24 protein-coding genes are annotated in these 26894 nt (G+C 72.5%); 10 read left to right on the top strand and 14 right to left on the bottom strand.

All coding sequences use genetic code 11. The features are described 5' to 3' along the window. Positions 1 to 44: 44 nt before the first annotated feature. Together H9640_RS06400 and H9640_RS06395 are read right to left on the bottom strand one after the other, a co-directional pair. Entirely contained in the window at positions 45 to 638 is a 594-nt protein-coding gene (locus H9640_RS06400) for a ribonuclease H family protein (protein ID WP_191789880.1), read from the bottom strand. Between the two features lie 327 nt (positions 639 to 965). Next, the gene (locus H9640_RS06395; RefSeq protein ID WP_191789879.1) at positions 966 to 1343 is read right to left on the bottom strand and encodes an FKBP-type peptidyl-prolyl cis-trans isomerase; all 378 of its coding nucleotides are present in this window, start codon (positions 1341 to 1343) and stop codon (positions 966 to 968) included. A 123-nt stretch (positions 1344 to 1466) separates the two neighbouring features. Here H9640_RS06395 and H9640_RS06390 point away from each other — a divergent pair, with 123 nt between their 5' ends. Further along, positions 1467 to 2585 (top strand): VIT1/CCC1 transporter family protein, encoded by a 1119-nt coding sequence (locus H9640_RS06390; protein WP_191789878.1) that lies wholly within the window; start codon positions 1467 to 1469, stop codon positions 2583 to 2585. A 180-nt stretch (positions 2586 to 2765) separates the two neighbouring features. Here the strand turns inward: H9640_RS06390 and H9640_RS06385 are convergent, their stop codons facing one another. After that, the gene (locus H9640_RS06385; protein WP_191790044.1) at positions 2766 to 4175 is read right to left on the bottom strand and encodes a GntT/GntP/DsdX family permease; all 1410 of its coding nucleotides are present in this window, start codon (positions 4173 to 4175) and stop codon (positions 2766 to 2768) included. Beyond that, on the bottom strand, positions 4175 to 4795 hold the full coding sequence (locus tag H9640_RS06380; protein ID WP_191789877.1) for a gluconokinase: 621 nt from the start codon (positions 4793 to 4795) through the stop codon (positions 4175 to 4177). Before H9640_RS06380 ends, H9640_RS06385 begins: the two co-directional genes overlap by 1 nt. Positions 4796 to 4925: 130 nt before the next feature. Here H9640_RS06380 and H9640_RS06375 point away from each other — a divergent pair, with 130 nt between their 5' ends. The 3 genes from H9640_RS06375 (at position 4926) to H9640_RS06365 (ending at position 8874) form a co-directional block, all read left to right on the top strand. Continuing rightward, complete coding sequence (locus tag H9640_RS06375; protein ID WP_191789876.1) at positions 4926 to 5612, top strand: FadR/GntR family transcriptional regulator; 687 nt, start codon at positions 4926 to 4928, stop codon at positions 5610 to 5612. Between the two features lie 128 nt (positions 5613 to 5740). After that, on the top strand, positions 5741 to 7102 hold the full coding sequence (locus H9640_RS06370; RefSeq protein ID WP_191789875.1) for an MFS transporter: 1362 nt from the start codon (positions 5741 to 5743) through the stop codon (positions 7100 to 7102). Between the two features lie 284 nt (positions 7103 to 7386). After that, positions 7387 to 8874, top strand: coding sequence for a sugar porter family MFS transporter (locus H9640_RS06365; RefSeq protein WP_191789874.1), 1488 nt, complete (start codon positions 7387 to 7389; stop codon positions 8872 to 8874). 96 nt (positions 8875 to 8970) lie between these two features. Here H9640_RS06365 and H9640_RS06360 read toward each other — a convergent pair whose 3' ends face one another. Both H9640_RS06360 and H9640_RS19605 read right to left on the bottom strand, forming a co-directional pair. Then, positions 8971 to 9657: a response regulator gene (locus tag H9640_RS06360; RefSeq protein WP_191789873.1), complete on the bottom strand. Its 687-nt coding sequence runs from the start codon at positions 9655 to 9657 to the stop codon at positions 8971 to 8973. Continuing rightward, the gene (locus tag H9640_RS19605; RefSeq protein WP_191789872.1) at positions 9654 to 11132 is read right to left on the bottom strand and encodes a sensor histidine kinase; all 1479 of its coding nucleotides are present in this window, start codon (positions 11130 to 11132) and stop codon (positions 9654 to 9656) included. The genes H9640_RS06360 and H9640_RS19605 overlap by 4 nt, the downstream gene beginning before the upstream one ends. A gap of 127 nt (positions 11133 to 11259) precedes the next feature. Here H9640_RS19605 and H9640_RS06350 point away from each other — a divergent pair, with 127 nt between their 5' ends. Both H9640_RS06350 and H9640_RS06345 read left to right on the top strand, forming a co-directional pair. Continuing rightward, positions 11260 to 12069, top strand: coding sequence for a GAP family protein (locus tag H9640_RS06350; protein ID WP_191789871.1), 810 nt, complete (start codon positions 11260 to 11262; stop codon positions 12067 to 12069). Between the two features lie 104 nt (positions 12070 to 12173). Further along, entirely contained in the window at positions 12174 to 12830 is a 657-nt protein-coding gene (locus H9640_RS06345; RefSeq protein WP_318243681.1) for a class I SAM-dependent methyltransferase, read from the top strand. A 12-nt stretch (positions 12831 to 12842) separates the two neighbouring features. On the opposite strand, the gene H9640_RS06340 is transcribed toward H9640_RS06345, so the two are convergent. The 6 genes from H9640_RS06340 to H9640_RS06315 all read right to left on the bottom strand — a co-directional run bounded on the left by H9640_RS06340 (position 12843) and on the right by H9640_RS06315 (position 20313). Next, complete coding sequence (locus H9640_RS06340) at positions 12843 to 13394, bottom strand: DivIVA domain-containing protein (protein ID WP_191789869.1); 552 nt, start codon at positions 13392 to 13394, stop codon at positions 12843 to 12845. Between the two features lie 95 nt (positions 13395 to 13489). Further along, positions 13490 to 14971: a flotillin family protein gene (locus H9640_RS06335; protein ID WP_191789868.1), complete on the bottom strand. Its 1482-nt coding sequence runs from the start codon at positions 14969 to 14971 to the stop codon at positions 13490 to 13492. A gap of 70 nt (positions 14972 to 15041) precedes the next feature. After that, positions 15042 to 15536 (bottom strand): NfeD family protein, encoded by a 495-nt coding sequence (locus H9640_RS06330; RefSeq protein WP_318243680.1) that lies wholly within the window; start codon positions 15534 to 15536, stop codon positions 15042 to 15044. 176 nt (positions 15537 to 15712) lie between these two features. Continuing rightward, positions 15713 to 16849 carry a phosphotransferase family protein gene (locus H9640_RS06325; protein ID WP_191789867.1) on the bottom strand — a complete coding sequence of 379 codons (1137 nt, stop codon included), beginning with the start codon at positions 16847 to 16849 and terminating at the stop codon, positions 15713 to 15715. A gap of 182 nt (positions 16850 to 17031) precedes the next feature. Then, positions 17032 to 18819: a pyruvate dehydrogenase gene (locus H9640_RS06320; protein ID WP_191789866.1), complete on the bottom strand. Its 1788-nt coding sequence runs from the start codon at positions 18817 to 18819 to the stop codon at positions 17032 to 17034. Positions 18820 to 19029: 210 nt separating this feature from the next. After that, positions 19030 to 20313, bottom strand: a complete 1284-nt coding sequence (locus tag H9640_RS06315) for an MFS transporter (protein WP_307823923.1) — start codon at positions 20311 to 20313, stop codon at positions 19030 to 19032. Positions 20314 to 20457: 144 nt separating this feature from the next. Here H9640_RS06315 and H9640_RS06310 point away from each other — a divergent pair, with 144 nt between their 5' ends. Next, positions 20458 to 20757, top strand: a complete 300-nt coding sequence (locus H9640_RS06310; protein WP_191789864.1) for a GNAT family N-acetyltransferase — start codon at positions 20458 to 20460, stop codon at positions 20755 to 20757. A gap of 85 nt (positions 20758 to 20842) precedes the next feature. Here the strand turns inward: H9640_RS06310 and pgm are convergent, their stop codons facing one another. Then, positions 20843 to 22525 (bottom strand): phosphoglucomutase (alpha-D-glucose-1,6-bisphosphate-dependent), encoded by a 1683-nt coding sequence (gene pgm / locus H9640_RS06305; RefSeq protein WP_191789863.1) that lies wholly within the window; start codon positions 22523 to 22525, stop codon positions 20843 to 20845. Positions 22526 to 22598: 73 nt separating this feature from the next. On the opposite strand from pgm, the gene H9640_RS06300 reads away from it, so the two are divergent. Continuing rightward, complete coding sequence (locus H9640_RS06300; RefSeq protein ID WP_191789862.1) at positions 22599 to 22922, top strand: rhodanese-like domain-containing protein; 324 nt, start codon at positions 22599 to 22601, stop codon at positions 22920 to 22922. A 29-nt stretch (positions 22923 to 22951) separates the two neighbouring features. Here H9640_RS06300 and H9640_RS06295 read toward each other — a convergent pair whose 3' ends face one another. After that, positions 22952 to 24739: a metallophosphoesterase family protein gene (locus tag H9640_RS06295; protein WP_191789861.1), complete on the bottom strand. Its 1788-nt coding sequence runs from the start codon at positions 24737 to 24739 to the stop codon at positions 22952 to 22954. A gap of 111 nt (positions 24740 to 24850) precedes the next feature. On the opposite strand from H9640_RS06295, the gene H9640_RS06290 reads away from it, so the two are divergent. Next, entirely contained in the window at positions 24851 to 25675 is an 825-nt protein-coding gene (locus H9640_RS06290; RefSeq protein WP_191789860.1) for a DUF5926 family protein, read from the top strand. Positions 25676 to 26079: 404 nt separating this feature from the next. Further along, the gene (locus H9640_RS06285) at positions 26080 to 26859 is read left to right on the top strand and encodes a glycosyltransferase family 2 protein (protein WP_191790042.1); all 780 of its coding nucleotides are present in this window, start codon (positions 26080 to 26082) and stop codon (positions 26857 to 26859) included. Positions 26860 to 26894 lie beyond the last annotated feature (35 nt).

Genomic DNA, 26894 nt, shown 5'->3' with positions numbered 1-26894 from the left:
GACGCGGTGGCGACCTCGAACCCGTTCTCGGCAGCTCGCGAGGGTCAGTCGAAGAGCGTCGACTCGGTCCAGGCGTCCGCGGCGGCCTTGGACGCGGCGCTCGCCCCGACCTTGGCGGCCGGACGGCCCGCAGCGACCGGCCGCTTGGCCGCCGGTGCAGCCACGAGGTCGTCGGTCCCCGCGAGCGTGGCCCGCTCCTCGCCGCGTCCCGCGGCCCAGTCCTGCGCCGCGAGCCCGGCGAGCTGGTCGGCCCGCTCGTTGAAGTGGTTGCCGACGTGCCCGCGCACCCACCGGAACCGTACGGGCCCGGGGCGCGCCTGGATCGCGGCCTCGATGCCCTGCACGAGCTCGAGATTCTTCACGGGGCTGCCGCCGGCTGTCCGCCAGCCCTTGCGCTTCCAGCCCTCGAGCCACTCCGATGCGCACTTGATGGCGTACTGGGAGTCGGACTCGATCAGGAGCGGTTCGGCGCTGGGGTGGGCGCGTACCGCTTCGAGCAGAGCCTGGAGCTCCGCGATCTGGTTCGTCCCGGAGGCTGCGCCACCGGAGTCGAAGGTTCCGTCGTGGTTGATCCACGCCCAACCGATCGCTCCACCCGGGTTGACCAGGCACGAGCCGTCGGTGCTGACAGTGATCACTTGTGCGTCCTCGCTCATCGGAGTCGGAAGTCCGTCGCGCCCATTGTCCCCGACTTTCCGGGGCGTCGGGACCGCGGCTCGCACACCCGCGGGTGATGTCAGAGCGAGCGTGACCCAGACCTCACGCTGGTTCTGACAACGAGCGACGCCCGACGCCGTCGCGCACCCGGGCGCGCGAGGCGGGCTCCGTCGTCGGGCCGTCGCGGGCGGTGTCAGAACGAGCGTGACCCAGAGCTCACGCTGGTTCTGACAGCTCGGGCCGGTACACGCACAGCGCCCCCGCCCCCACCGGTGACCGGGGGAGCGGGGGCGCCACGTGACCAGGGCTCAGCTGACGCCGAGCAGGTCGATCACGAAGACGAGCGTCTTGCCGGACAGGCGGTGGCCGCCACCGGCCGGGCCGTAGGCGAGCTCCGGGGGGCAGACGAGCTTGCGGCGCCCGCCGACCTTCATCCCCGGGATGCCCTGCTGCCAGCCGGCGATGAGGCTGCGCAGCGGGAAGTTGATGGACTGGCCGCGGCTCCAGGACGAGTCGAACTCCTCGCCGGAGTCGTACTCGACGCCCAGGTAGTGGACGTTGACGGTCGAGCCGGGCTGCGCCTCGGCGCCGTCGCCGACGATCAGGTCGGTGACCTCGAGCTCGGTGGGGGCCGGGCCCGCGGGGGCGTCGACCTCAGGACGGGTGCGTTCGGTGTTCTCGGACATGTTCCGATCCAACCACGCCCCGCCGCGGCGCGGGCTGTCGCAACTCCCGCGAACCGCAGAACCGTGCGGAAAAGTTGGGGATCCCGAAACCCACGGAGGCCCATTTCTTGCCATGATGAACGCATGACTCCCCCCGCCACCCCGACCTCCGGCGTGCCCGCGAACGCAGGTGCGGACCGCCGTCGGACACCTCAGGACATCCGCCGCTGGCGCCGCTACCTGGCCGACGAGCGTGCCGAGGCCGCGACCTACCGTGACCTGGCCTCGCGCCGCACGGGCGAGGAGAAGCAGATCCTCCTGGCGCTCGCCGACGCCGAGAAGCGGCACGAGGACCACTGGCTCGCGCTGCTCGGCGACGACGTCGGCAAGCCGCTGCGCGGCGACTGGCGCACGCGGTCGCTCGGGCTGTTCGCGCGCCGGCTCGGCGGGGTGTTCGTGCTCGCGCTCGCGCAGCGGGCCGAGGCCCGGTCGTCGTACGAGACCGACGTCGACGCGACCGCCACGATGGCGGCCGACGAGCGCATCCACGAGGAGGTCGTGCGCGGCCTCGCGACGCGCGGGCGCATGCGCATGTCGGGGACGTTCCGGGCCGCGGTGTTCGGCGCGAACGACGGCCTGGTGTCCAACCTCGCGCTGATCCTCGGGATCGGGGCGTCGGGTGCGTCGAACGCGACCGTGCTGCTGTCGGGCCTCGCAGGTCTGCTGGCGGGCGCCCTGTCGATGGGTGCGGGCGAGTACGTGTCGGTGCGCTCGCAGCGCGAGCTGCTCGACGCGTCGACGCCTTCGCCGCTGGCGTCCGCGGCCCTGCCGCACCTCGACGTCGACGCCAACGAGCTCGCGCTCGTCTACCGGGCGCGGGGCCTCGCACCCGACGAGGCCGAGAGGCACGCGGGCGAGGTCCTGTCGACGTACACGGCCGCGACCGTGATCGCGCCGGCGGTGGAGGGGGACGAGTTCGAGACGCACGGCTCTGCGATGGGCGCCGCGGTGTCCTCGTTCCTGTTCTTCGCGTCGGGCGCGCTCATCCCCGTGCTGCCGTACCTGTTCGGCCTCCAGGGCGGGGTCGCGGTGCTCGTCGGGAGCGGACTCGTGGGGCTCGCGCTGCTCGGGACGGGCGCCACGGTCGGGCTGCTGTCGGGCGCCTCGCCGATCAAGCGGGCGCTGCGCCAGCTCGCGATCGGGTTCGGCGCCGCGGCCGCGACGTACGCGCTGGGCCTGGTCTTCGGGGCGACGGTCGCGTAGCCGCTCCTGAGGCCCGACGGCGGAGCGCGCCCTTCTGGCGGCGGCTCGCCCGGGCGGTGCCGGGCGGGCGCGTGCGGCCGAGGCGATCTCCCGGAGGGTCGTGCTTCTGCGGAGCGGCAACGATTGTTGCCGCTCCGCAGAAGTGCACCTTCCTGGTGGCTGGTGGCCCGGGCCTCAGCGCTAGACGACCAGGCCCAGCAGCAGGATCACGACCAGCGCCACGACGGACAGCACGCACTCCATGACGGACCACGTCTTGAACGTCTGGCCCACGGTCATGCCGAAGTACTCCTTGATGAGCCAGAAGCCGGCGTCGTTGACGTGGGACAGGAACACCGATCCCGCGCCGATCGCGAGGACGAGCAGCGCGGCATGCGTGGGCTCGAGGCCCACAGCGAGCGGGGCCATGATCCCGGCGGCCGTGATGGTCGCGACCGTCGCGGACCCGGTCGCGACGCGGATGAGGGCAGCGACGAGCCAGCCCGCGAGGAGCGGTGAGAGGTTCGCGTCGGAGATGCCGCTCGCGATGACGTCGCCCACGCCCGAGTCGACGAGCGTCTGCTTGAACCCGCCACCCGCGCCCACGATGAGCAGGATGCCCGCGATCGGGGCGAAGGACTTGTCGACGAGCGTGCTGATCTCGTCGCGCGTGCGGCCCATCGCGCTGCCGAACGCCACGAGCGACACGAGCGAGGTGATGAGCAGCGCGACGAGCGGGGTCCCGATGAACTCGAGGCCCTTGCCCACGGGCGTGTCGAGGGTGCCGGTCGTCTCGACGACGGTCCGGGCCAGCATGAGGATCACGGGCAGCAGGACCACGGTGACGGCGACCGCGAAGCTCGGGCGCGGGGCGTCCTGGTCACGCTCGGACACACCCAGGACGGTCGTGGGAGGGGGCAGCTTGACCCACACGGCGAGCGGCTTGGCGAGCAGCGGCCCGGCGACGATCACGGTCGGCACCGCGACGAGGAGGCCGAGCCCGAGCGTCAGGCCGAGGTTGGCGCCGAGGGCATCGATCGCGAGCAGCGGGCCGGGGTGCGGGGGCACGAGGCCGTGCAGCGCCGAGAGCCCAGCGAGGGCCGGGATGCCGACGAGGATCGGGGAGACCTTGGACCGGCGGGCCACCATCATCACGACGGGGATGAGCAGGACGACGCCGACCTCGAAGAACAGCGGGATGCCGATCACGAACGCGATGAGCGCCATGGCCCACGGCAGACGTTGCACGGGCGTGCGCGCGAGGATCGTGTCGACGATCTGGTCGGCGCCGCCCGAGTCGATGAGCATCTTGCCGATGATCGCGCCGAGCGCGATGAGGACGCCGACCCCCGCGACGGTCGAGCCGAGCCCGGCCGAGAAGCTCACGAACGCGCTCACGAAGTCGATGCCCGCGACGATCGCGAGGACCGCCGAGCCGATCATGAGGGACAGGAACGGGTGGAGCTTGAGCCACACGATCAGGACGATGATCGTCGCGATCCCGACGACCGCCGCGAGGATCAGCTGGGCCGTCCCGGCGTCGGTCGTGGGGGTCTCGGTGGCTGCGCGCAGGGTGCCCGCGGCGAGCGGGTGCGAGGCGAGGGTGAGCATCATCGCTCCTCGGTGTCGGTGTCGGTGCGGGGGTCGCCCGCCAGGTGGCGGGGCGAGCGGGGGATCGTGGGGTGGGGCAGGGCGCTGGTCGCGAGGATCCGGTCGACGAGCTCCTCGGGCGGGGTGCCGACGTCGAGCGTGATCCCGTCCTCGTCGTCCGCGAGGGGTTCGAGCGTCGCGAGCTGGGACGGCAGGAGCGACGCGGGCATGAAGTGCCCGCTGCGGTGGGTCATGCGCTCCTCGAGGAGCTCGGGGCTCCCGGTGAGGTGCACGAACCGCACGCGGCCGTGGGCCGTGCGGAGCAGGTCGCGGTAGGTGCGCTTGAGCGCCGAGCAGGTCACGACGGCGGAGTCGCCCTCGGCGGCTTGCTCGTCGAGCCAGTCGCGCATCGCCCGGAGCCAGGGCCATCGGTCCTCGTCGGTGAGCGGGGTGCCCGCGCTCATCTTGTCGATGTTGGCCTGCGGGTGGAACTCGTCGGCCTCGGCGTAGGGGCGGTGCGTGCGCTCGGCGATCAGGGTCGCGACCGTGGTCTTGCCCGATCCTGCGACGCCCATGATGACGAGGTGCACGGGTTCGGTCTCGCTCCCCGGTGTCGGGGCGGGGCTGACGTCTGTGTCCATGAGGGGTTCCTTGGCCTGTCGACTGCTGCGTCGTGCGCGGACCTCTGCGGCCGCTGTTCGAGCATGCATGATTGGTATCACCTTTGGCAAACAATGGTGTTACCAATGGCGGACGCCGTAGGCTCGACCCATGTCCGCGACGGTGCTCCACAGCTCGGTGACCGACGTCCTCGGTCAGCGCATCACCGCAGGTCACCTCCCCGCGGGCAGCACGCTGACCCTCGACGGGATCGGCACCGAGTTCGGCGTCTCCCGCACCGTGACCCGCGAGACCATGCGCCAGCTCGAAGCGCTCGGCCTCGTGCGCTCGGGCCGACGCATCGGCCTCGTCGTCCTCCCCGAGCAGGACTGGAACGTCTACGACGCCCGCATCATCCGCTGGCGCCTCGCCGGACCCGGCCGCGACGCCCAGCTCAGGTCCCTCACGGAGCTGCGCTGCGCCGTCGAACCCCTCGCCGCGGCCGGCGCCGCCCGGCACGCGACCCCCGAGGCCCGCACCGAGGCCGTCGAGCTCGCCGCGCGCATGCGCGAGCTCGGCGAGGCCGGGCGCCTCGAGGAGTTCCTCCAGCTCGACATCCGCCTGCACGCCCTGCTCCTGCGCTCGTGCGGCAACGAGATGTTCGCGGCGCTCACCGAGGTCGTCGGCGAGGTCCTCGCCGGGCGCACGCACCTGGGCCTCATGCCGCAGGCGCCCGTCGCCGAGGCCCTCGACGAGCACGAGGCCGTCGCCCGCGCCGTCGCGGCGGGAGACCCCGTCGAGGCCGAGCGCGCCATGGCGGCCCTCGTGGGCGAGGTCCGGGCGGCGCTCGCGGAGTGAGCCGGGCGACCGCGGGCCGTCGCGCGGACGGCCCGACGGCGTCGGGCACCGCGCGCGGAGGACCCACCTCCTGAGACGGTCGCCCCGGGAGACGGTTTTCTGGCCGGTGCGAGGTAGCCTCGTCGGTCGTGCCCCGCCTCGACGGCATCCTTGCCGACACGACCCCGCTCCGCGTCTCCCCGCCCTTCCGCCGGCTGTGGTGGGGGCTCGGGATCTCCAACCTCGGTTCCCAGCTCACGGTCGTCGCCGTGGGCCTGCAGGTCTACGCGCTCACGGGCTCGACGCTCGCGGTCGGCGTGCTCGGGATCTTCGCGCTCGTGCCCCTCGTGGCGCTCGGCCTGTACGGGGGCGCGCTCGTCGACGCGTACGACCGCCGCAAGGTCGCACTCCTCGCGTCGTGGGCGCTGTGGGTCGTCACGGGGCTGCTCGCACTCCAGGCGTGGCTCGACGTCGGGTCGGTCGGGGTCCTGTACGGGCTCGTCGCGCTCCAGTCCGCGGCGTTCGCGATCAACAACCCCGCACGCTCGGCGATCATCCCGCGCCTGGTCGAGCCCCGGCTGCTGCCCGCCGCGAACGCGCTCCAGACAATCTCGTGGAGCATCGCGCTGACCGTCGGACCGCTGCTCGGGGCGTTCCTCGTGGCGCTGTGGGGGTACGGGATCGCGTACACGATCGACGCGGTGCTGTTCGCGGCGGCGCTGTGGGCCGTGTGGCGGCTGCCGTCGATCCCGCCGGTCCTCACCAGCGACGTGTCGGAACCAGCGAGCACTCCGGGCCACGGTGGTCCTGACAACCCTGCGGGGGATGGAGCGGCGCCCCGCCGCAAGGTCGTCGGCATCAGCTCGGTGGTCGACGGCCTGCGCTACCTCGCGACCCGGCCCAACGTCCGCACGACCTTCCTGGTCGACCTCGCCGCGATGATCCTCGCGTTCCCGCGCGTGCTGCTGCCCGCGGTCGGCGTCCTGTTCATCGGGGGCGGCGAGACCACGACGGGCGTCCTGAGCGCGGCCTTCGCGGTCGGTGCGGTGCTCGCCGGGGTGTTCTCCGGGGCCCTGTCGCGCGTGCGTTGGCAAGGGCTCGTGATCGCGTGGGCCATCACGGCGTGGGGCCTGTCGATCGCGGCGTTCGGCGCGGTGCTCCTCGTCGTCGGGCGGAATGAACCCTCGCAGGTGCTCGTCGGCGGGCTCGTCGCGGCGTGCGTCGCGCTCGCCCTGGCCGGAGCGTCCGACGCCGTGAGCGCGGTCTTCCGCCAGACGATCCTGCAGACCGCGACCCCCGACGACATGCGCGGCCGCCTCCAGGGGGTCTTCATCGTGGTCGTCGCGGGCGGCCCCCGGCTGGGCGAGGTCGTGCTCGGTGCGCAGGCGAGCTGGTTCGGCGAGGCGTGGGCCGCGGTCGCGGGCGGCCTGGCCTGCATCGTCGTGGTGTGGCTCATCCTGCGGGCGCAGCCGCGCTTCCTGCGGTACGACGCGCTGCACCCCGAGCCGTAGAGCGGGTCCGGTTCGCCTCTCTCGCCGGTGCGCCCGTGTCCCCGAGTCCCCATGTGCCCGACGACGTCGCGCCGGACGCGTGGGTCCGCTCACCGAGCGTGCAGCTCGGGCGGTCCCGCACGCTGAGAGACAGCCCGTACTGCACTCTCGGCGTGATGGCGGCGACGTCGACCCTCCGACGCCGCACGTGACCTGCTGCGTGACCCTCACCACGGTCGCTCACCGCGCGACCACGCCCTCTCCTCACTATCGTCAAAGGACAACCTGACACGGAGGGGGTCGTCATGACCAGCAACGACGCGGGAGCGGCTGGGGACGCACAGGCCCAGGCCAGGGCCAAGCGGCTGAACAAGAAGGTCGTCGGGATCAGCCTGGCCGCCGCACTGGGTGGCTTCCTGTTCGGGTTCGACACGGCCGTGATCAACGGGGCCGTCGACTCCCTGTCCGAGACGTTCGAGCTGAACGCGGCGATCACCGGCTTCGCGGTGTCGTCGGCGCTCATCGGCTGCGCGGTGGGTGCCTGGTTCGCAGGGCCGGTCGCGAACAAGATCGGCCGCATCAAGGTCATGCTCATCGCGTCGGCACTGTTCTTCGTGTCGGCGTTCGGTTCGGGTCTCGCGTTCTCGGTGGTCGACCTGATCATCTGGCGCGTGGTCGGGGGTCTGGGTATCGGTGCGGCATCCGTCATCGCTCCCGCGTACATCGCCGAGGTCTCCCCGGCGCGCATCCGCGGCCGGCTCGGCTCGCTGCAGCAGCTCGCGATCGTGACCGGTATCTTCGCCTCGCTCCTCACGGACGCCGCGCTGGCGGGGGCCGCGGGTGGCGCGTCGAACGTCCTGTGGCTGGGCCAGGAGGCGTGGCGCTGGATGTTCATGGCGGCCGCGGTCCCGGCGGTCGCGTACGGCCTGTTCGCGCTCCGCATCCCCGAGTCGCCGCGCTACCTGGTGGCGAAGGGCGAGACGACGAAGGCAGCCGAGGTCCTGCGCGAGTTCACGGGGGTCCAGGACGTCGACCACAAGATCGCGGACATCGAGAACTCTCTCAAGTCGGACACGAAGGCGTCGATCAAGGACCTGAGGGGCAAGCGCCTGGGGCTCAAGCCGATCGTCTGGGTCGGCATCCTGCTCTCGGTCTTCCAGCAGTTCGTCGGCATCAACGTGATCTTCTACTACTCGACGACGCTGTGGCGGTCGGTCGGGTTCTCGGAGGACGACGCGCTCCTGACCTCCGTCATCACGTCGGTCACGAACATCGTCGTGACGATCGTGGCGATCCTCCTGATCGACCGGATCGGCCGCCGCATCCTGCTCCTCGCGGGGTCGACGGGCATGTTCGTCTCGCTCGGCATGATGGCCATCGCGTTCACGCAGGCCACGATGACCACGGCCTCCGACGGCACGTCCACGGCCTCGCTCGACGGCGGCTGGGCCACGGTCGCGCTCATCGCGGCCAACGCGTTCGTGGTGTTCTTCGGGGCGTCGTGGGGGCCGGTCGTCTGGGTGCTGCTGGGGGAGATGTTCCCCAACCGCATCCGGGCGAGCGCGCTCGCGGTCGCTGCCGCCGCGCAGTGGGTCGCGAACTTCGCGATCTCGACGACGTTCCCCGTGCTGGCCGACATCGGCCTGAGCTTCGCGTACGCGTTCTACGCGTTCTTCGCGCTGCTGTCGCTGTTCTTCGTCTTCTACAAGATCCCGGAGACGCGCGGCAAGGAGCTCGAGGACATGCGCGACGACTTCGTCATCAAGCGCGGGCACATCGTCGAGTCGGCCTGACGCGCCGTCTCGTCCCTGCCGAGAAGTGAGTAGATGCCCCTGAACCCCACGGTTCAGGGGCATCTACTCACTTCTCGGCGGGACGGGGGGCGTGCGTTATGCGAGTCCTGTGTCGCGGGCGACGATCGCGGCCTGCATGCGGGTCGTGACCTGGAGCTTGGCGAGCACGCGCGACACGTGGGTCTTCGCGGTGGCCTCGCTGATGACGAGCGCGTCGGCGATGCCCTGGTTGGACAGCCCGCGGCCCAGGGCCGCCAGCACGTCGGTCTCGCGCGGGGTCAGGTCGGACAGCCGCGGGTCGCCCGGGGTTCCCGTGCCCGACGGCGACGCTCCCCCCGGGAGGTGAGCGGCGCCGTCGGGCCTCGGGGCGGACGCGAACGCCGCGAGGAGGCGTCGCGTGACCTCCGGTGCGAGGACGCCGTCCCCGGCCGCGACGCGGCGGACCGCGTCGATGAGAGCGGCGGGCTCCGCGGTCTTGAGCAGGAATCCCGCGGCCCCCGCGCGCAGGGCCTCGTCGACGTACTCGTCGAGGTCGAACGTCGTGAGGACGAGGACCTCGGCGAGGCGCTCGGCGACGATCGTGCGCGTCGCCTCGATGCCGTCGACGCCGGGCATGCGCAGGTCCATGAGGACGACCTCGGGGCGCAGGGCGCGGGCGTTGGTGATCGCGGCGGCGCCGTCGGAGGCCTCGCCCACGACCTCGACGTCCGGCGCGGAGTCGAGCAGGAAGCGCAGCCCGGCGCGGATGGCGGCGTGGTCGTCGGCGAGCAGGACGCGGATCATGCGGGGGCTCCGGGAGAGTCGTGGCGGGCGGCGGAGGACGGGGACGGGGGCGGGCCGCACAGCGGCAGCTCGGCCCGCACGGTCCACGAGCCGCCCGCGTCGGACGGGCCCGCCCGGAACGTGCCGCCGAGCGCCTCGGCGCGTTCGCGCATCGTGAGGAGACCGGTGCGGGCGCTCAGGCTCGGTGCCAGCGGCCCGGGGCGGGCGGTCAGCGTGCTCGTGACCTCGACCGCGAGGACCTGCTCGGGCGGCTCGGCCAGCCCGAGCAGAACCCGCACCCGGCAGCCCGGGGCATGCTTGGCGGCGTTCGTCAGCGCCTCCTGCACGATCCGGTGCGCAGCCTGGTCGAGAGCCGACGGCAGGTGCACCGACCGGACGTCGCCGGGGTCCTCGACCTCGACCGTGAGGCCCTGGGCGCGCGCGGACGACAGCACGTCGTCGAGCCGGGCGAGGCGCGCGGGTGCGGCGACGGCCTCGCCCGCGAGCACCGTGCCGTGCGGTGCGCCACGGGTCGCGGGGTCGGCCGGACCGACCGTCGATGGGAGACCGTCGCGCGTCAGGTCCGAGCGCAGCAGCAGGATCATGGCGCGCATCTCCTCGAGCGACGTGATGCTGCTCGACCGCACGAGCTCGAGCGCCGCCCGGTCCTTGACCGCGTCGGGAGGTGACGCGAGCGCGGCTCCCGAGTGGATCGCGATGGCCGACAGGTGCGACGCGATGACGTCGTGCAGGTCGCGCGCCATGGCCGCGCGCTCGGCCCGCACGGCCTCGTGCTGACCGAGCTCGGCGATCTGCTCCAGGTCGGCGGCGCGCTGCGCCTCGAGGTCGGCGCGCTGTGCCTCGAGGTCGGCCCGCTCGGCGGACAGGACCGCGAGATCGGTCTTCTGCCGCACGTTCGCAGCCCACCACAGGGGCGTCGCGATGATCGCCGCCGCCTGGATGCCCCCGAGGGCGAAGCCCTGCACGTCCCGGAAGTACTCGCCCGTGGCCACCGCGGCCGCGACGACGAGCACCGACACGACGACGTTGACGACCGTCCGCAGCCGCTTGCTCCCGTAGAGCCCGCACGCGAACAGCAGCTCCCACAGGACCAGGAGGATGCTGAGGCTGCCGCCGATCAGGAGGTCGGCGACGACCACGAGGGTGCCACCCACGAGGGCGAGCGCGGTGTGCCGGCGCTTGGCGAGCAGGATCAGGCAGCCGACCGCGAGGGGTACGACGTGCCACCACCGGTTGGCGGGCTGGACGAACGCCGACACGGACCAGACCGAGACCACCCCGACCGCGAGCAGCGCGACCCCGATGAGGAACGTGCCGACCGCCCCGTAGGGGTCACCGGCCGGACCGTCGTCACGGAACCCGGCGTCGATCCGGCGTACGACGCGCCGCACGCGCGAGGTGTGGCTCGGCGCCGCGGTGTCGGCGCGCGCGGTCGGGGCCGCGGTGTCGGCAGCCGTGGGCAGGGGGTCGGGCACGCCCCCATCTCAGCACAGGGACCCGGCCCGGGGATCGCCCGAACGATGTACGGCGCGGCGCCCGCCGGCCCGAGGATCACTCGTCCGCCCGACGACGCCGCCCCCCGCCCTGCACGAGCCTTGCGGCATGGAACTCCTGCCCCTCCTCGGCGCACTCGTCGTCCTGGCGCTCGTCGACTCGACGAGTTTCGGTACGCTGCTCATCCCCGTCTGGCTGCTCATGACCCCGGGCCGGGTCCGCGTCGCGCGCCTGCTCGTCTACCTCGGCACGATCGTCGGGTTCTACCTCGTGGTCGGGGTCGTCATCGCGCTCGGCGCGGGGGCCTTGGCCGACGGGTTCGGCCAGCTCTTCGAGACGCGGCCCGCCCGGATCGTCGAGCTCCTCGTGGGAGTCGCGCTCGTCGCGTACAGCTTCCGCCTGGACCGGCGGTCCACGGGGGCGTCGAACGGTCAGGGCCGTGTGCTGCGGTGGCGGGCCCGCGCGATGGGGGCGTCGGACGAGACGGGAGTGGCGCCGTCGGGCAGCACGCCTCTGCCCGACGGCGTAGCGCGCCCTGCGCCCGACGCTCACTCGGGTGTGGCGACCGCGCCGCGCACCGGTTCCGTGACGGCCCTCGTGGGGCTGGCGCTCGCGGCCGCGGCGATCGAGCTCGCGTCGATGCTGCCGTACCTCGCGGCGATCGGGATGATGACGCGCGCAGACCTGGGGTGGCCTGCGACGGCGGTCGTCCTGGCGGCGTACTGCGTCGTCATGGTGCTGCCCGCGCTGGTGCTCCTGGCGGGCCGGGTCCTCGCGGCCCGCCAGGTGGGGCCGCTGCTCGAGCGGCTCAACGCGTGGATGACGAGGAACGCGGCGTCGACCACGGCGTGGGTCGTGGGGATCGTCGGTTTCCTGCTCGCGCGGGACGCCGTGGTGTGGCTCGGCTGGATGGGGTAGGCGTTTGCCGGAACGGCAACGGCGCTTGCGCGAGGGCCGAGCCAGGCCTCATGGTCGGGGAAGACGGCCGACCCCTGCGGCCCGCCCCGACCCGAGGAGCCCGCGTGGCACACGACCACCAGAACCACGAGCACGGCCACCAGCAGCACCACCACGACCAGGCGTTCTGGGACGAGCGCTACGGTTCCGCGGCGTCGGTGTGGAGCGGCAACCCGAACCCGCAGCTCGTGGCGCAGGCCGCCGACCTGACGCCGGGTCGTGCGCTCGACGTCGGGGCGGGCGAGGGGGCCGACTCGGTGTGGCTCGCGCGCCAGGGATGGGACGTCGTCGGGCTCGACATCTCCCCGGTCGCCCTCGGGAAGGCCGCGGCCCACGCGGTCGTCGCCGGCGTCGCCGACCGCATCGAGTGGCGCCAGGCGGACCTCGTCGAGTGGGAGCCGGGGGACGAGCGCTTCGACCTCGTGACGGCCCACTTCATGCACCTGCCGGCCGACCTGCGCCGCCAGGTCTTCCCGCGCCTCGCGCAGGCCGTGGCACCGGGTGGGCGGCTGCTCGTCGTCGGGCACCATCCCGAGGACCACGAGACGGTACGCCGCGAGTTCGACGAGCACTTCTTCTACACGGGCGACGACCTCCTGGCCGAGCTCGACCTCGACGGCTGGACGGTCGAGACCGACGAGGCGCCCACGCGCGAGATGCTCGACGCCGAGGGGCGTCCGGCCACCATCCGCGACACGGTCCTGCGAGTGCGGCGCCCGTAGTCCCGGACCGGGCTACGCCTCGGGCGCGGTGCGGAGCGTGATCCCCTGCGGGCCCGCGTCGAGCGCGGTCACGTGGGCGCTCGAGCCGTCGGGGAGCAGCACGACGAGCCGGTCGCTGCCGTTCGCGCGGACGCGCGCGTACTGGAGCCGGGTGGTCAGGTCGTGGATGCCGAGGGGCCGGGCGTCGGCAGCGGCGGCCGGGTCCGGTGCGGTGGCGTCCTGCTGCCCGACGGCGTCGCTCGCCGCCCCGCCCGGGTGCGGGACGGCCGGGGGCGCCGTCGGGATGGTGCGGGACTCGTAGGACCGGAGCGTGCCGACGATCGCGTCGATGAGGTCGTCGACCTCGGTGACGTCGTAGCCCTCCCGCCACTTCGTGGCCGCGAACCGTACCTCCCCGGCCGTGGCCGAGGTCAGCAGCCCCGTGCCGGGGCGGCCGCCCGCCTCGTACGCCTTGAGCGTCGCGCTGACGTCGTCGAGGTAGATGTCGACCTGCTCGACGTCGTAGCCCTCGCGGAACTTCGTCGCGGTGAACGTCGTGTCCAGGACCTGCTGGGCGGTCAGCATGGGGGCTGCTCCGAGGGGTGAGGTGGGGCGAGGTCGCCGCCGAGGTGGACCCCGAACGGGTCCACCTCGGCGGCGCGGCGGGCGTCAGTGACGGATCAGTTGGACGACGCGGGCGAACCGGCCGACCCGTTCGAGGCCGACTGGCCGCTCAGGTGACCGCCGGCGAGCCCGGCGATGAGCTGGTTGATGTCGACGCCCGTGAGCTGCTTGATGACCTGCTGCCCCTCGCCCAGGACCGAGGCGACGTTCTTGGTGACCGCGCTCGCGCCGTCGGTCGAGATGACCGTCATGCCCTGGATCTTGCCGATGGGCTCGGCCGCGGCGCGGACGATCTCCGGGAGGCGCTCGATGAGCTCCTGGACCAGGGCCGCCTCGCCGTACTTCTTGAGCGCCTCGGCCTTGGCGTCCGTGGCGACGGCCTCAGCGCGCCCCTCGGCCTCGACCGCGAACGCCCGCGCCTCACCCTCGGCCTTGATACCGACGGCCAGGGCGACCTGGCGGTCACGCTCGGCCTCACCGGCGCGGCGGACGGCCTCGGCGGACGCCTCGGCGTCCTGGATCGCGGCGGTCTTGTTGGCCTCGGCGATCGTGGTGCGCTTGTAGGCGTCGGCCTCGGTCGCGGCGTTCGACGAGTCGCGCTGGGCGTTGGCGCGCTGGACCTCGGCGTAGGCGGCGGCCTCGGCGGGCTTGCGGATCTCGATGTCGAGGCGCTCCTGCGTCACGCGGGCCTGCTCGGCGAGGGCCTCGCGCTCCTCGACCGCGACCAGGCGCTCCTGCTCGGCCCGGGCGAGCTGACCTGCGGCCTCGGCCTCGGCGTTGGCCTTGTCGGTCTCGGCCTTGATGATCGCGCGCTTGAGGTCGAGGGCCTTCTGGCGCTCGGCGATCTGCTCGGCGGCGTCGATCGCGGCGAACTCCGACGCGCGCTGCGCCTCGGCCTCGGAGACCTCGGCGACCTGGCGGGCGCGAGCGGCCTCGGCGCGACCGAGGTTCGCGAGGTAGTCGGAGCCGGGCGTCGAGATGTCCGAGATGTTGAGCAGGTCGACCTGCAGGCCCTGCTCCGAGAGGTCCGTCTTGGTGGACTCGACGACGCGGTCCGAGAGGCCCTTGCGGTCGGAGATGATCTGCTCGATCGTCATGTCGCCCACGATCGAGCGCAGCGAGCCCTCGAGGGACTCCTTGATGATCTCGGTCAGCGTGCCCTGCTGGGACAGGAAGCGCTGGGCCGCACGGCGCACGCCCTCCTCGTCACCACGGACCTTGAAGTTGATCGAGGCCTTGATCGCGATCTTGATGCGGTTCTTGTCCACGCCCTCGACCGTGATGCCGATCTGGCGCTGCTCGAGCGAGATGGAGAAGCCCTGCTGGAGGATGGGCCACACGAACGTACGACCGCCCGTGACGACGCGCTGGCCCGTGCCGGCGGCCTCCTTGCGGCCCGCACCGCGCCCGACGATGATCAGGGCCTCGTTCGGGGGGACGCGGCGGATGCGCTTGGCGATGAAGGTGATGATCGCGAAGAACGCGATGACCAGGGCGATCGTGGCGATGATGCCGACGAGGTTGGGATCTTCGAGCATGTCGGTACGCGCCTGCGGCGCGACTCCTTTCGGTGGCGGGTCGTGCGAGCGGGTCGTGCGGTGGGAGAGGTCAGTCGTTGGGGAAGTACCGCCGGACGCGCACGCGCGTGCCGGACTGCTCGAGGACGACGACGCGAGCGCCCGAGGGGATCGGCTCGTCGGCCCAGGCGAGGCGTCGTTCGAGCTCGTGCGCGGCGTCGAGCGAGACCTCACCGGTCGCGGGGGAGATGTCGCTCGTCGCGGTGCCCTGGATGCCGACGAGCGAGACGGGGACCGCGTCGTCGGACGCGCGGAGCTTGGCCGTGAGCACGGCCACGAGGAGGATCGCGAGGACCGCGAGGGCAGCCGAGCCCACGTACGCGAGGACGACGGGCAGGTCGTTCGAGACGACGATCGCCCCGGTCGCGCCGAACACGATCGCCCCGACGCCCAGCGAGGTCCCGGAGACGGCGCCGTCACCGAGCTCGATGAACTCCCCGAGGATCATCGAGATCAGGACGAGCGCGAGCCCGACGATGCCGACGACGACGAACGTGATCACCGCATACCCCCCAGGGTCGCTCACGTCGCGCCGCCGAGCTCTGGCCGCCCGAACACTTGACGTGATCGTGAACTTGCCCGAACTCTAGCGTGACTCAACCCTGCCCCGGGACGAGATGGGTACTCCTCCCCGTCGGGAGCGCTCGTGTCAGGACCAGCGTGGCCTCGGGGGCGTGCTGGTCCTGACACGGCGCCCAGGGGTCAGCGTGAGAGCTGGTCCAGCAGCACGTCGAGGTTCGCCGCGGCCGTGTCCCGGTACCCCTGGACCCATTCGCCCTGGTAGTCGCGCGGGACGACCTCGGTCACGAGCACCGCGCTGATGTACGCCCGGTACAGCAGCAGGCGCACGTCACCGGCCCCGAGCGTGCTCGCCCCGGGGCGCACCCGCCCGACGGCGCCGCGCTCGAGGGGAGCGCCGTCGTCGGGCGGGATTTCACCCGGTGTGGGAGACGTGGACCACGGCTCCTCGACGGGAAGCAGGCCGCCCGCCGAGCGGTAGCCCTCGGCGATCGCGGGCGGCACGGGACCTAGGCCGAGCTGGTCGGCGCCCGCGAGCTCGTACAGCGGGTCGGCCCACAGGCAGCGCTCGGTGTCGATCACGCCGGTCAGCCGCAGCGGGGAGGGCCCGTCGGCGGGGTCCGCTGGGTCCGCCGTGGCGTCCGCCACGTCGAGGGGCCCGGCCGCGAGGAAGAGGTTGCCCGGCCACAGGTCGGCGTGGACGAGGCGCGGCACCGTGACCTCGGCGAGGGCGTCGTGGTGGCGCGCGACCACGGCCCGCAGGGCCTCGGCGGGGAGTTCCACCTCCCAGGTCGCGGCGTCCGCGAGGAGAGCGTCGACCATGAGACCGAACGCCTCGGGCCACGTCGGGGCGCTCATCCTGGACGCGGCGGCGGGATAGCCGAACGCGTCGCCCGTGACGGTGTGCAGGCGGGCCATGAACGCGCCGAGGTCGTGTCGCACACGCTCCGTCGCGGCGTCGTCGAGCGGTGGCAGGGCGTTCCACACGTCGCCGTCGAGGAACGTGACGACCAGGGCGTCGCCGTCGAGCGCGGTGCGGCTGAAGTCGCTGTGGACGACGCGCGGCATGAGGAGGTCGGGGCGGTCCGCGACGCGCCGGTAGACGTCCTCCTCGGTGCCGAGGATCCCGTGCTCGTAGCGCAGGAGGCGGGAGGTGTCGGCGCTCGTGATCTTCACGACGAGGCGCCGACCGTCCGTGAGGTCGACCCGGAACGTCGAGGCGAACAGGCCGCCGTCCAGGGGAGCGGCGTGGGCGATCTCGCCGAGCGGGGACACGATGCGGGAGAGCTGGTCGTCGGTGACCGTCATCTTGGTGAGCACGCTGGCGATCGTATCGATTCGAGGCGCTCGGCGGAAGGGGGCTGGGCACCGGGGCGAGCGACGTCGTCGAGCGTGCAGCTCGGGCTGTCCTGGGAGCGTTCTGGCAGCCCGAGCTGCACACTCGACGAGCCGGGGCCGCGGCCGGGGCTGCGGCCGGAGCCGGGCCGGCCCTCGGACCGGACCTACGGCCGCGGCACGTTGCGCAGGTTCGCCCGGGCCATCGACACGACCTCGCCCATACCGCCGCCCAGGACCTCCTTGCTCATCGCGACCGCGAAGCCGCGCACCTGCCCGGCCGTGATGGTCGGGGGCAAGGACAGGGCTCGCGGGTCGGTCACGACGTCGACCAGCGCGGGGCCGGGGCGCGAGAGGGCGCCACGCAACGCACCGCGCACGTCCTTGGCGCGCTCGACCCGCACCGACGGGATGCCGATCGCGTTCGCGACCGCGGCGTAGTCGACGTGCGGCGACTCGGTGCCGAACATGGGCAGCCCGTCGACGAGCATCTCGAGGCGCACCATGCCCAGGCTCGCGTTGTCGAACAGGACGATCTTCACGGGCAGCTCGTAGGCCTTGATCGTGATGAGCTCGCCCAGCAGCATCGACAGCCCGCCGTCGCCCGCCATGGCGACGACCTGACGGTCGGGCTGCGCGGCCGCGACGCCGATCGCGTGCGGCACCGCGTTGGCCATGGACCCGTGCAGGAACGAACCGATGACGCGCCGCTTGCCGTTGGGGCTGATGTACCGGGCGGCCCACACGTTGCACATGCCCGTGTCCACGGTGAACACCGCGTCGTCGGAGGCCTCCTGGTCCAGGACGTCCGCGACGTACTCGGGGTGGATGGGCGAGTGCTTCTCGACGTCCTTGGTGTACGCCCCGACCACGCCCGTCATGGACTTCTCGTGCTTGGCGACCATGCCGTCGAGGAACGAGCGGTTCTTGGCCGTGTTCACGAGCGGCAGCAAGAGCCGTACGGTCTCGCCGACGTCGCCGACCACGGCGACGTCGAGCCGGGTCCGACGGCCCAGGTGCGTGGGGTCGATGTCGACCTGCGCGGTCCGCACGGAGTCCGGCAGGAACTGGTCGTACGGGAAGTCGGTGCCCAGCAGAACCAGGAGGTCGGCCTCCTGCATGGCGTCGTGCGCGGCACCGTAGCCGAGCAGCCCGCTCATCCCGACGTCGAACGGGTTGTCGTACTGGATCCACTCCTTGCCGCGCAGCGAGTGGCCGATCGGAGCCGCGATCTTGTCGGCGAGCGCGATCACGTCGTCGTGCGCCCCGCGGGTCCCCACGCCCGCGAAGATCGTGACCTTCTTGGCCTTGTTGATCGCGTCGGCCAGGGTCCGGAGCGCGTCGGGGTCCGGGACGATCCGGGGCTTCGCGGGGTGGACGGCGACGTCGATGACCTCGGCCGCCGCGTCGAGGTCCGCGACGTCACCCGGGATCGTCAGGACCGCGACGCCCGGGGCGCCGTACGCGTGGTGGATCGCGGAGTTGATGACGCGCGGCGCCTGCGTGGCCGACGAGATCATCTCGGAGTACACCGAGCACTCGGTGAACAGCCGGTCGGGGTGCGTCTCCTGGAAGAAGCTCGTCCCGATCTGCGCGCTCGGGATGTGGCTCGCGATCGCGAGGACGGGCACCTTGGAACGGTTGGCGTCGTACAGACCGTTGATGAGGTGCAGGTTGCCGGGCCCGCACGAGCCCGCGCACACCGCGAGCTTCCCGGTGACCTCCGCCTCGGCCGCGGCGGCGAACGCGGCGGCCTCCTCGTGGCGCACGTGCACCCACTCGATGCCCTTGCCCTTCCCCTTCTGGCTGCGCCGGACCGCGTCGACCACAGGGTTGAGGCTGTCGCCCACGATCCCGTAGATGCGTTCGACCCCCGCTTCGATGAGCTGCGCGACGAGCAGGTCGGCGACCGTCCTGTTGCGCTTGTCCTGGGGCCGGCCGAGTCCGAGAGCCATGAGGAAACCTCCGCACGAAAGGGTTGGGGACCTCTCCATCGTGCGCCGGAAGCGTGCGGGACGCAGCCGCAGGGGCCGTTCCCCTCGTCACGTCCGGGTGTCAGGTCCGCGTCACAGTGCGGGCGTGCCGAGTGTGCAGCTCGGGCGGTCCGCAGCGCCTCGGGACGGCCCGCACCGCACGCTCGACGTCGTGCGGGTCAGGGGCGCGGGCTACGCCTCGTCGGGTGCGAGAGCCTCCGACGGGCCGGACGTGTCGGTCGTGTCAGGGCGCGGCGCCCCCCGGCGCAGGACCCGCAGCGACGCGAGGACCGCGACCACCGCGAGGCCCGCGGCGATCATGACGACCTGGAACCCCGCGTGCGCGCCCGCGGCGTCGATGCGCGAGCCCGCGATCGACGCCCCGAACGACACGCCCACGCCCAGCGACGTGCCGACCCACGCGAGCCCCTCGGTGAGCTGGTGCGGCGTCACGAGGTTCTGCACCAGCGCGTTGCCGTTGATGAGGGTCGGGGCGATCGTGAAGCCCGTGACGAACATGACGACGGCCAGCATGGGCAGCGACGTGACCACGAAGAACAGCGAGACGCCCAGGGCGAGCGCGACCATGCCGATCGCGAACCGCTTCCACAGCGGCGAGACCCAGTGGCGTGCGCCGTAGGCCAGGCCCGAGATGAGCGAGCCCATCGCGAAGACCGCCAGGATCAGGCCCGACGCCGACTTGGACCCCTGCTCCTCGGCGAACGCGATGGTCGAGACGTCGGTCGCGCCGAAGATGAAGCCCATCGCGACGAAGACCACGGCGAGCACGATCATGCCGGGCGATCGCATCGCCGAACCGTGCTTGACGCCCGGGACGACCGGGATCACGGGCGGTTCGGTGCGGCGCTGCGACAGGAACCACACGCCGCCCACGACGGCCGCGACCGCGGGGACGATGATGCCTGCGGAGTCGGTGACCTCGGTCGCGAGCAGCGTCGCGAGGACCGGGCCGACGACGAACACGAGCTCGTCGAGCGCGGACTCCAGGGAGTAGGCGGTGTGGAGCTGCCGTGGGTCCTTGACGGCGTGGCTCCAGCGCGCGCGGACCATCGAGCCGTACGAGCCGATGCTCGCGCCCGCGACGACGGCGCTCACGTAGAGCCAGATCTCGGGGGCCTGGTTGACCGCGGACAGGATCAGGCCCACGAGCCCGAGGGTGCTCACGACGAGCAGCGGGCGCATGACCTTGGCCTGGCCGACGCGGTCGACGTAGCGCGCGATCTGCGGCGAGGCGATGGCCTGCGCGATCACGTAGGCCGCGGACACGCGTCCGGCCAGGGCGTAGGAGCCGTAGATGCCCTGGATCATCAGGACGATGCCGATGCCGACCATGGACATCGGGAGCCTCGCCACGACGGCGGCGGCCGAGAAGTTCAGCGCCCCCGGCTTGCTGAGGACGACACGGTAGGGGTTGCGGGAGTCGTCTGCCGCTGCGCGAGGGGGGTCTTGTACCACCGTCCCATTCTCCCATCTGTCGCCCCGGTCGACGGCGCCCGTCCGGCGCACGGCCCACCCTTCGCCGGTCGGACACCGGCACGTACCGAGTGTCACCGTTCCACCGGGCGCGCGCGAACTGATCCCGGCCCGCATGATGAACGGGTGAGCGAGCAGACGCAGGAGATCGCGGTCGTCGACAACCCGGCCGAGGAGCGCTTCGAGGCACGCACCCCGGAGGGCGAGGTGGCGGGCTTCGCCGCGTACGTGCGACAACCCGGCCAGGTCGTGTTCACCCACACCGAGGTCGACGACGCCTTCGCGGGGCACGGCGTCGGGTCGACGCTCGCTCGCGGGGCGCTCGACCAGGTGCGGGCCTCGGGGCAGAAGGTCGTGCCCCTGTGCCCGTTCATCCGGGCGTTCGTGCAGCTCCACGAGGAGTACCAGGACCTGGTCGCGCGCTGAGGGCACCTCGCCCACCCGTCCCGGCCGCACAGGCGAGGTGCCCGACGACGGCACGCGCCGCCGTCGGGCCCCTCACCGGGGGGCGTCAGCCGCCCAGCGCGTCCGAGACGACCTGCTTGGCCTCGTCCTGCACCTGCGTCAGGTGCTCGGCCGAGACGAACGACTCGGCGTAGATCTTGTACACGTTCTCCGTGCCCGAGGGGCGCGCCGCGAACCACGCGTTCTCCGTGGTGACCTTGAGGCCGCCGATCGCCGCACCGTTGCCCGGCGCCGTCGTGAGCTTCGCGGTGATCTCCTCGCCCGCGAGCGTCGTCGACGTGACCTGCTCCGGGCTGAGCTTCGCGAGCGCCGACTTCTCCTCGAGCGAGGCCGGGGCGTCGACGCGGGCGTACCAGGACTCGCCGTACTGCTCGACGAGCCGGGCGTGGTGCTGCGACGGGGTCTTCCCCGTGGTCGCGAGGATCTCCGAGGCGAGCAGCGCGAGGAGCAGGCCGTCCTTGTCCGTGGTCCACACCCCGCCGTTCTTGCGCAGGAACGACGCGCCCGCGGACTCCTCGCCGCCGAACCCGACCGAGCCGTCGAGCAGGCCCGGGACGAACCACTTGAAGCCCACCGGCACCTCCTCGACGCGGCGACCCAGCCCACCGCCCACCCGGTCGATGAGCGACGAGGAGACGAGCGTCTTGCCGATCGCCGCGTCCTGGCGCCACCCCGGGCGGGCCCCGCCGTACAGGTAGTCGATCGCGACCGCGAGGTAGTGGTTGGGGTTCATGAGGCCCGCGTCCGGGGTCACGATCCCGTGGCGGTCCGAGTCGGCGTCGTTGCCCGTCGCGACGTCGAACGTCGAGGTCGCGTCCGGGTCCGTCATCTTCTGCACGAGCGAGGCCATGGCGTACGGCGACGAGCAGTCCATGCGGATCTTGCCGTCCCAGTCGAGCGTCATGAACGCCCAGCGCGGGTCCACCTGCGGGTTCACGACCGTCAGGTCCAGCCCGTAGCGCTCACCGATCTCGCCCCAGTACTCGACCGACGCCCCACCGAGGGGGTCGGCGCCGATCGAGACGCCGGCGCCGCGGATCGCGTCGAGGTCCAGGACCGAGGCCAGGTCGTCGACGTACGCCGTCAGGAAGTCGTGCCGGTGCGTGGTGTCCGCGGTCAGGGCGCGCTCGAGCGGGACGCGCCGGACCTGCCCGACGCCCGAGCGCAGGATCTCGTTCGCGCGGTCCGCGATCCAGCCCGTCGCCTCCGAGTCCGCCGGGCCGCCGTGCGGCGGGTTGTACTTGAAGCCGCCGTCGCGCGGCGGGTTGTGCGACGGCGTCACGACGATGCCGTCCGCGAGCTCCGGGCCGCTCGTGCGGACGCCCTCCTCGGTGGCCGCACCGTTGTGCAGCAGGATCGACTGGGACACCGCCGGGGTCGGCGTGTACGAGTCGCGCGCGTCGATGTACGTCTGGACGCCTGCCGCCGCGAGCACCTCGAGCGCGGTCTGCCAGGCTGGCAGCGACAGGGCGTGCGTGTCGCGGCCGATGAACAGCGGGCCGTCGGTGCCCTGCGAACGGCGGTACTCCACGATGGCCGCGGTGATCGCGACGATGTGCGCCTCGTTGAACGCGTGGTCCAGGCTCGACCCGCGGTGGCCCGACGTCCCGAACACCACCTTCTGCGCGGGATCGTCGACGTCGGGGGTCAGGTCGTAGTAGGCGCCGACCACGGCGTCCACGTCGATGAGGTCCTGGGGCTGGGCGGGCGTACCGGCGCGTGGGTCCATGGACCGATCCTGCCACTGGTGGGGGTGAGAGCGCCGCCCGACGACGTCTCGTCAGAAACGTAGGCTGGTCACCATGTTCCCGCCTCAGGTACCCACGACCGACGTGTCCGAGCTCGACGCCGAGCACCCCGTGCCCGAGGGCGTCGTGCTCCTCGACGTGCGCGAGCAGGACGAGTGGGACGCGGGCCACGCGCCCGACGCCGTCCACATCCCCCTCGGTGAGCTCCCCGTCCGCTGGGGCGAGCTCGACCCCGACGTCCCGATCCTCGTGATCTGCCACTCGGGTGGGCGGTCGGCGCGCGCCGCGGCCTGGCTCAACCAGGGCGACTTCGACGCGACCAACCTCGACGGCGGCATGGTCGCCTGGTCGCAGCGCGGGTTCCCGGTCGAGGCGTAGTCGAACGGTCGCGGGACGACCCGCCAGCCCTACCCTGCCGGGACCTCGCCCACCGGGGCCCCGTCCTCGACGGGCGGCGGCACGTCGGTGCTCCCGTCGCCCGGGAGCACGGCGCCCTCGTCCAGGGTCGCCTGGTCGACGACGGGTGGCCACGGCTGACGTGGCCCGACGGCGGCGGCCCCGTCCGGGGTGACCGAGACGATCTGCCAGTCCACGATCCGCCGTTCGGTCGGGTCGAACCGCAGCAGCGTCATCTCGGCCGTGCCCTTGAGCGGCCCGATGCGGGAGGCGTTCGCGATGGCGCCCGCGGTGCTCCCGTTGACGTAGCGGATGCCGCCGCCGACCTGCTCCGGGTCCGCGCGGGTGTGCATGTGCCCGGAGAGCTGGGCGGGCACGCAGCCGGACTCCATGGGGACGTTGCCCACGCGGGGGGTGTGGATGAGCAGGATGTCGATCCCGTCGTCGGCCGTGCACGCGACCTCGGTCAGCTCCTCGGCCTGCGCGGTCGCTCCTCCCGCGCGGGTCGTGGGTCCTTCGATGAGGCCGGGGGCCATGGCGTCGCTGTCGCCCAGGATGCGGATTCCCTGGACCTCGAGGATCCCGCCGTCGAGCACCTTGGCGCCTCGGGAGCGCTCGCGCGCCGAGGTCTCGGTCGAGTCGTGGTTGCCGTCGGCGACGACCATGGTCGTGCCCTTCGGGAGCGCCGACATGTAGGCGTCGACGCAGAAGTTCTCGACGGCGGTCCCGTTCATGGTGGTGTCGCCCGCGTTGAGGACCAGGGTCGCGTCGGAGCGATCGATGGTCGTGCGGATGAGCGGGGCCATCCCGATGTTGCAGTGCAGGTCGCTGATGAGCAGCATCGTCACGAGCTCGGCGTCGTCGGTGGGAGTGGGCGTCGGCGCGGACGGCTCGTCGCTCGCGCGGGGTCCGGTGGTCTCAACGCCGTCGGCCGCGTCGGGCGGGCTCTCGCCCGCACCTGCCTCGGCCTGGGCCTCGGCCGCGGCCTCCGCAGCTGCTTCGGCCGCGGCCGCCTGCGCCGCCTCGGCCTCCTCGATCGCGTCGCGCTCGTCCCACGCGGCGACCAGGTTCTTGTCGGCCATGTCGTAGAACTCGTCGTTCTCCCGCAGGAAGTCGACGACCATGCCCCCGTAGGTGTCGACGATCCCCGCGAGCCGTCCGGTGATGCGGGCACCCTCGAGAGGGGTCCCGGCGAAGACGGCGGAGGTGGGGGTCGTCGTCCCGAGGTCGCGCTCCTGGGTCGACGAGGACAGCGACCCGGCGACGAGGGAGACGATCGCGACGCTCGCCGTGATCTCCCAGGTGCGGGGAGCGAGGACCGAGGTCAGCTCGTCCCTCCTGGCCGCCCCGAGGACCACGTACCCGAGGGCGCCCACGGCACCGGCCACGAGGATCGCGAACCCCGTGCGTCGTAGCGCGTCGAGGACCAGGGCGCGGACGGCGTGCCCGATCGACTCCTGCGGCCCGCTGAAGAACTGGAGGTAGCCCTCGAGATCGTTCGTGAGACCGGCGAGCGTCGTCGCCTGGTCGACCGCGGTGAGGTCTGCCGGGATCTCCTTGACCGTGACGCTCGCCCCGAGACCGGCGGGGAGCGGGGAGTCGATCTGCAGGGTGCCGAGCGGTCCCAGGTCGACGGTGACGACGCTGTCCGTGGTCACCTCGTAACGGGCCTCGTGGGGACCGAGGCTGAGGTCGGCGGTCGCGGTCGTCACGCCCCAGACGACGCAGGGGACGAGTACCGCGACGACGGAGAGGGTCCAGCGGACCCATCGGGGAGGCGTGCGGTGCGTGGTGGTCATCGGATCCAGCCTTGCCGATCATGAGGGGGGTCGCCATCGGCGCGCCGTGCGCACCAGGGGTTGATTCGTCACAGGGGTCGGCGTGCAGTTCAGTCCTACTACACTTCGTCCATGGCCAAGAACTCGACGCCCGACTTCGTGCTGCGCCCCTTCGAGGGCCTCCCCGGCGAGACCGACTGGGTCGCCCTGCGGGAGGTCGTCCCCTCGGCCTCGGCACCTGCCCGCACCACGAAGGAGTTCGGCGCGCGCGACGTGCTCGTGGTCACGGTCCTGCCTGCCGGCTGGGCTGCGCTGCACCGCCAGGACGGCACGATCCTCCTCGCGCTCCAGACCATCGCGGGGTCGGGAGACACGAGCCGCGACCTCGCGGCTGCTCTCCTGGAGGCCGTCGAGGCGGAGCCGGGCACGTCGATCGAGCTGGGCGAGCTGCCCGGACCGGGTCCGCGCCTGCAGGACGTCCTGGACCTGTCGGTGCCCTTCGAGGTCACGGTCCACGACGACTTCTCGTTCTGGCTCGACCCGACGACGGACGTCACCCCGGACCTCAAGGCGTCCCTCGACCAGGCGTCGGAGTCGATCGTCCCCACGGTCAAGCTCGCGTCGGTCGAGTCGGCCTACTGGTGCTCCATGAGCCGTGAGTTCCTGCGCTGGGCCTGGCCCGTGGGCGAGGAGGCGCTGATCGACGCGATCTCGCGCCTGCACGCCAAGCGCGAGTCGGGTCTGGGCGGCGGCAAGTTCGTCGGCGCGTTCCGCTCGAGCGGTCTGCTGGTGCCCGTGTGGGAGCTGCCGCGCGGCACCGAGGCGGCGGACATCGAGGAGCCTGCCAAGGAGCTCAAGGCGAAGCTCGACGCGGCGCTCGCGGTGACCGAGCCGCTCGACGCGAACGAGCGCCGTGCGCGTGCGGGCATCGTGTCCCGCCAGGTCACGCTGCGCTGACCTCGGCACCGAGGGCATAGAGGTTCGGCAGGGGGCGACAGCACCCGGGCGTCGCCGGTACGGCGTCCGGGTGCTGACGCCCCCTCCGCCCACCCCCCTTCACGTCACCCCGGGTACGCCCGGAGTGCGCGTCCTCCAGGCACGACCGCGACGTGGCGGCCGACGGGGGACGGCAGGACGCAATACCTCGTCAAGAACCCGGGCACACCGTTCTCGGGGAGATCCCGGGAAGACGGCCGTGACTTTGCCACCAAGAGTGTGGCAAACTGCGGGAAACTCTTTGCACTACTAGGCTGGACGGCGTGAACGCGGACCATCGGTCGACCGAGTCAGGAAAGAACCCCACCACCGGCACCACCGGCGAGGCCGTCGGCGTCCCCGCGAACGGGACGCACGCGCTCCCGGTGGCGAAGACCCCGCGTCCCGCACCGCTCACGGGTGGCGGCCGGCAGAAGCAGCGCGTGGCGGTGATCATCCCCGCCAAGGACGAGGCGCGCCGCATCGCGGCGACCGTCCGCGCGGCCAAGGCGATCCCGCACGTGGACCTCGTCCTGGTCGTCGACGACGGCAGCGAGGACAGCACCCAGCACGTCGCGCGCGAGGCGGGTGCCGTCGTCGTGCGTCACTCGCACAACCGCGGCAAGGCCGCGGCCATGGAGACGGGCGCGGCGGTCGTCGCGATGCGTGACGTCGCCGACCGGCCCGCGCGCCTCCTGCTCTTCATCGACGGCGACCTGGGGGAGACGGCCGTCAACACGGCCCCCCTCGTCGACCCCGTGCTCAACGGTGCTGCGGACATGTCGATCGCGCTGCTCCCGCCGCAGCCCGGCGCGGGCGGCCGGGGCATCGTCGTGGGAGCCGCACGTCGGGCGATCCAGTCGATGACCGGGTGGACGCCCACGCAGCCGTTGTCGGGCATGCGCTGCCTGACGCGCGAGGCCTTCGAGGCCGCGACGCCGCTCGCGCGCGGCTGGGGCGTCGAGACGGGGCTGACGATCGACCTGCTCCGCAAGGGGTACGTCGCGGTCGAGGTGCCGTGCGACCTGCGCCACCGCCCGTCCGGCTCGGACCTCAAGGGGCAGATTCACCGCGCGAACCAGTACCGCGACGTGCAGCTCGCGGTCGGGGCGCGGCGCGTGCGCAGCGCGATCGACGCGCTGAGCGGCACCAAGCACTCGAAGTAGTCCTTCACGACGAAGCGCCCCGGGGGGGGCCCCCC

The sequence above is a fragment of the Oerskovia gallyi genome (assembly GCF_014836745.1).
GTDB classification, from domain to species: Bacteria; Actinomycetota; Actinomycetes; order Actinomycetales; family Cellulomonadaceae; genus Oerskovia; species Oerskovia paurometabola.
The sequence above is the reverse complement of the archived record's forward strand: the minus strand, read 5'-3'. Positions and strand labels throughout refer to the sequence as shown.

Coding starts and splice junctions, on each gene's coding strand:
- H9640_RS06395 (WP_191789879.1), bottom strand. CDS start 1,343: ATGTCCGAGAACACCGAACGCACCCGTCCTGAGGTCGACGCCCCCGCG.
- H9640_RS06390 (WP_191789878.1), top strand. CDS start 1,467: ATGACTCCCCCCGCCACCCCGACCTCCGGCGTGCCCGCGAACGCAGGT.
- H9640_RS06385 (WP_191790044.1), bottom strand. CDS start 4,175: ATGCTCACCCTCGCCTCGCACCCGCTCGCCGCGGGCACCCTGCGCGCA.
- H9640_RS06380 (WP_191789877.1), bottom strand. CDS start 4,795: ATGGACACAGACGTCAGCCCCGCCCCGACACCGGGGAGCGAGACCGAA.
- H9640_RS06375 (WP_191789876.1), top strand. CDS start 4,926: ATGTCCGCGACGGTGCTCCACAGCTCGGTGACCGACGTCCTCGGTCAG.
- H9640_RS06365 (WP_191789874.1), top strand. CDS start 7,387: ATGACCAGCAACGACGCGGGAGCGGCTGGGGACGCACAGGCCCAGGCC.
- H9640_RS06360 (WP_191789873.1), bottom strand. CDS start 9,657: ATGATCCGCGTCCTGCTCGCCGACGACCACGCCGCCATCCGCGCCGGG.
- H9640_RS06350 (WP_191789871.1), top strand. CDS start 11,260: ATGGAACTCCTGCCCCTCCTCGGCGCACTCGTCGTCCTGGCGCTCGTC.
- H9640_RS06340 (WP_191789869.1), bottom strand. CDS start 13,394: ATGCTGACCGCCCAGCAGGTCCTGGACACGACGTTCACCGCGACGAAG.
- H9640_RS06335 (WP_191789868.1), bottom strand. CDS start 14,971: ATGCTCGAAGATCCCAACCTCGTCGGCATCATCGCCACGATCGCCCTG.
- H9640_RS06320 (WP_191789866.1), bottom strand. CDS start 18,819: ATGGCTCTCGGACTCGGCCGGCCCCAGGACAAGCGCAACAGGACGGTC.
- pgm (WP_191789863.1), bottom strand. CDS start 22,525: ATGGACCCACGCGCCGGTACGCCCGCCCAGCCCCAGGACCTCATCGAC.
- H9640_RS06300 (WP_191789862.1), top strand. CDS start 22,599: ATGTTCCCGCCTCAGGTACCCACGACCGACGTGTCCGAGCTCGACGCC.
- H9640_RS06295 (WP_191789861.1), bottom strand. CDS start 24,739: ATGACCACCACGCACCGCACGCCTCCCCGATGGGTCCGCTGGACCCTC.
- H9640_RS06290 (WP_191789860.1), top strand. CDS start 24,851: ATGGCCAAGAACTCGACGCCCGACTTCGTGCTGCGCCCCTTCGAGGGC.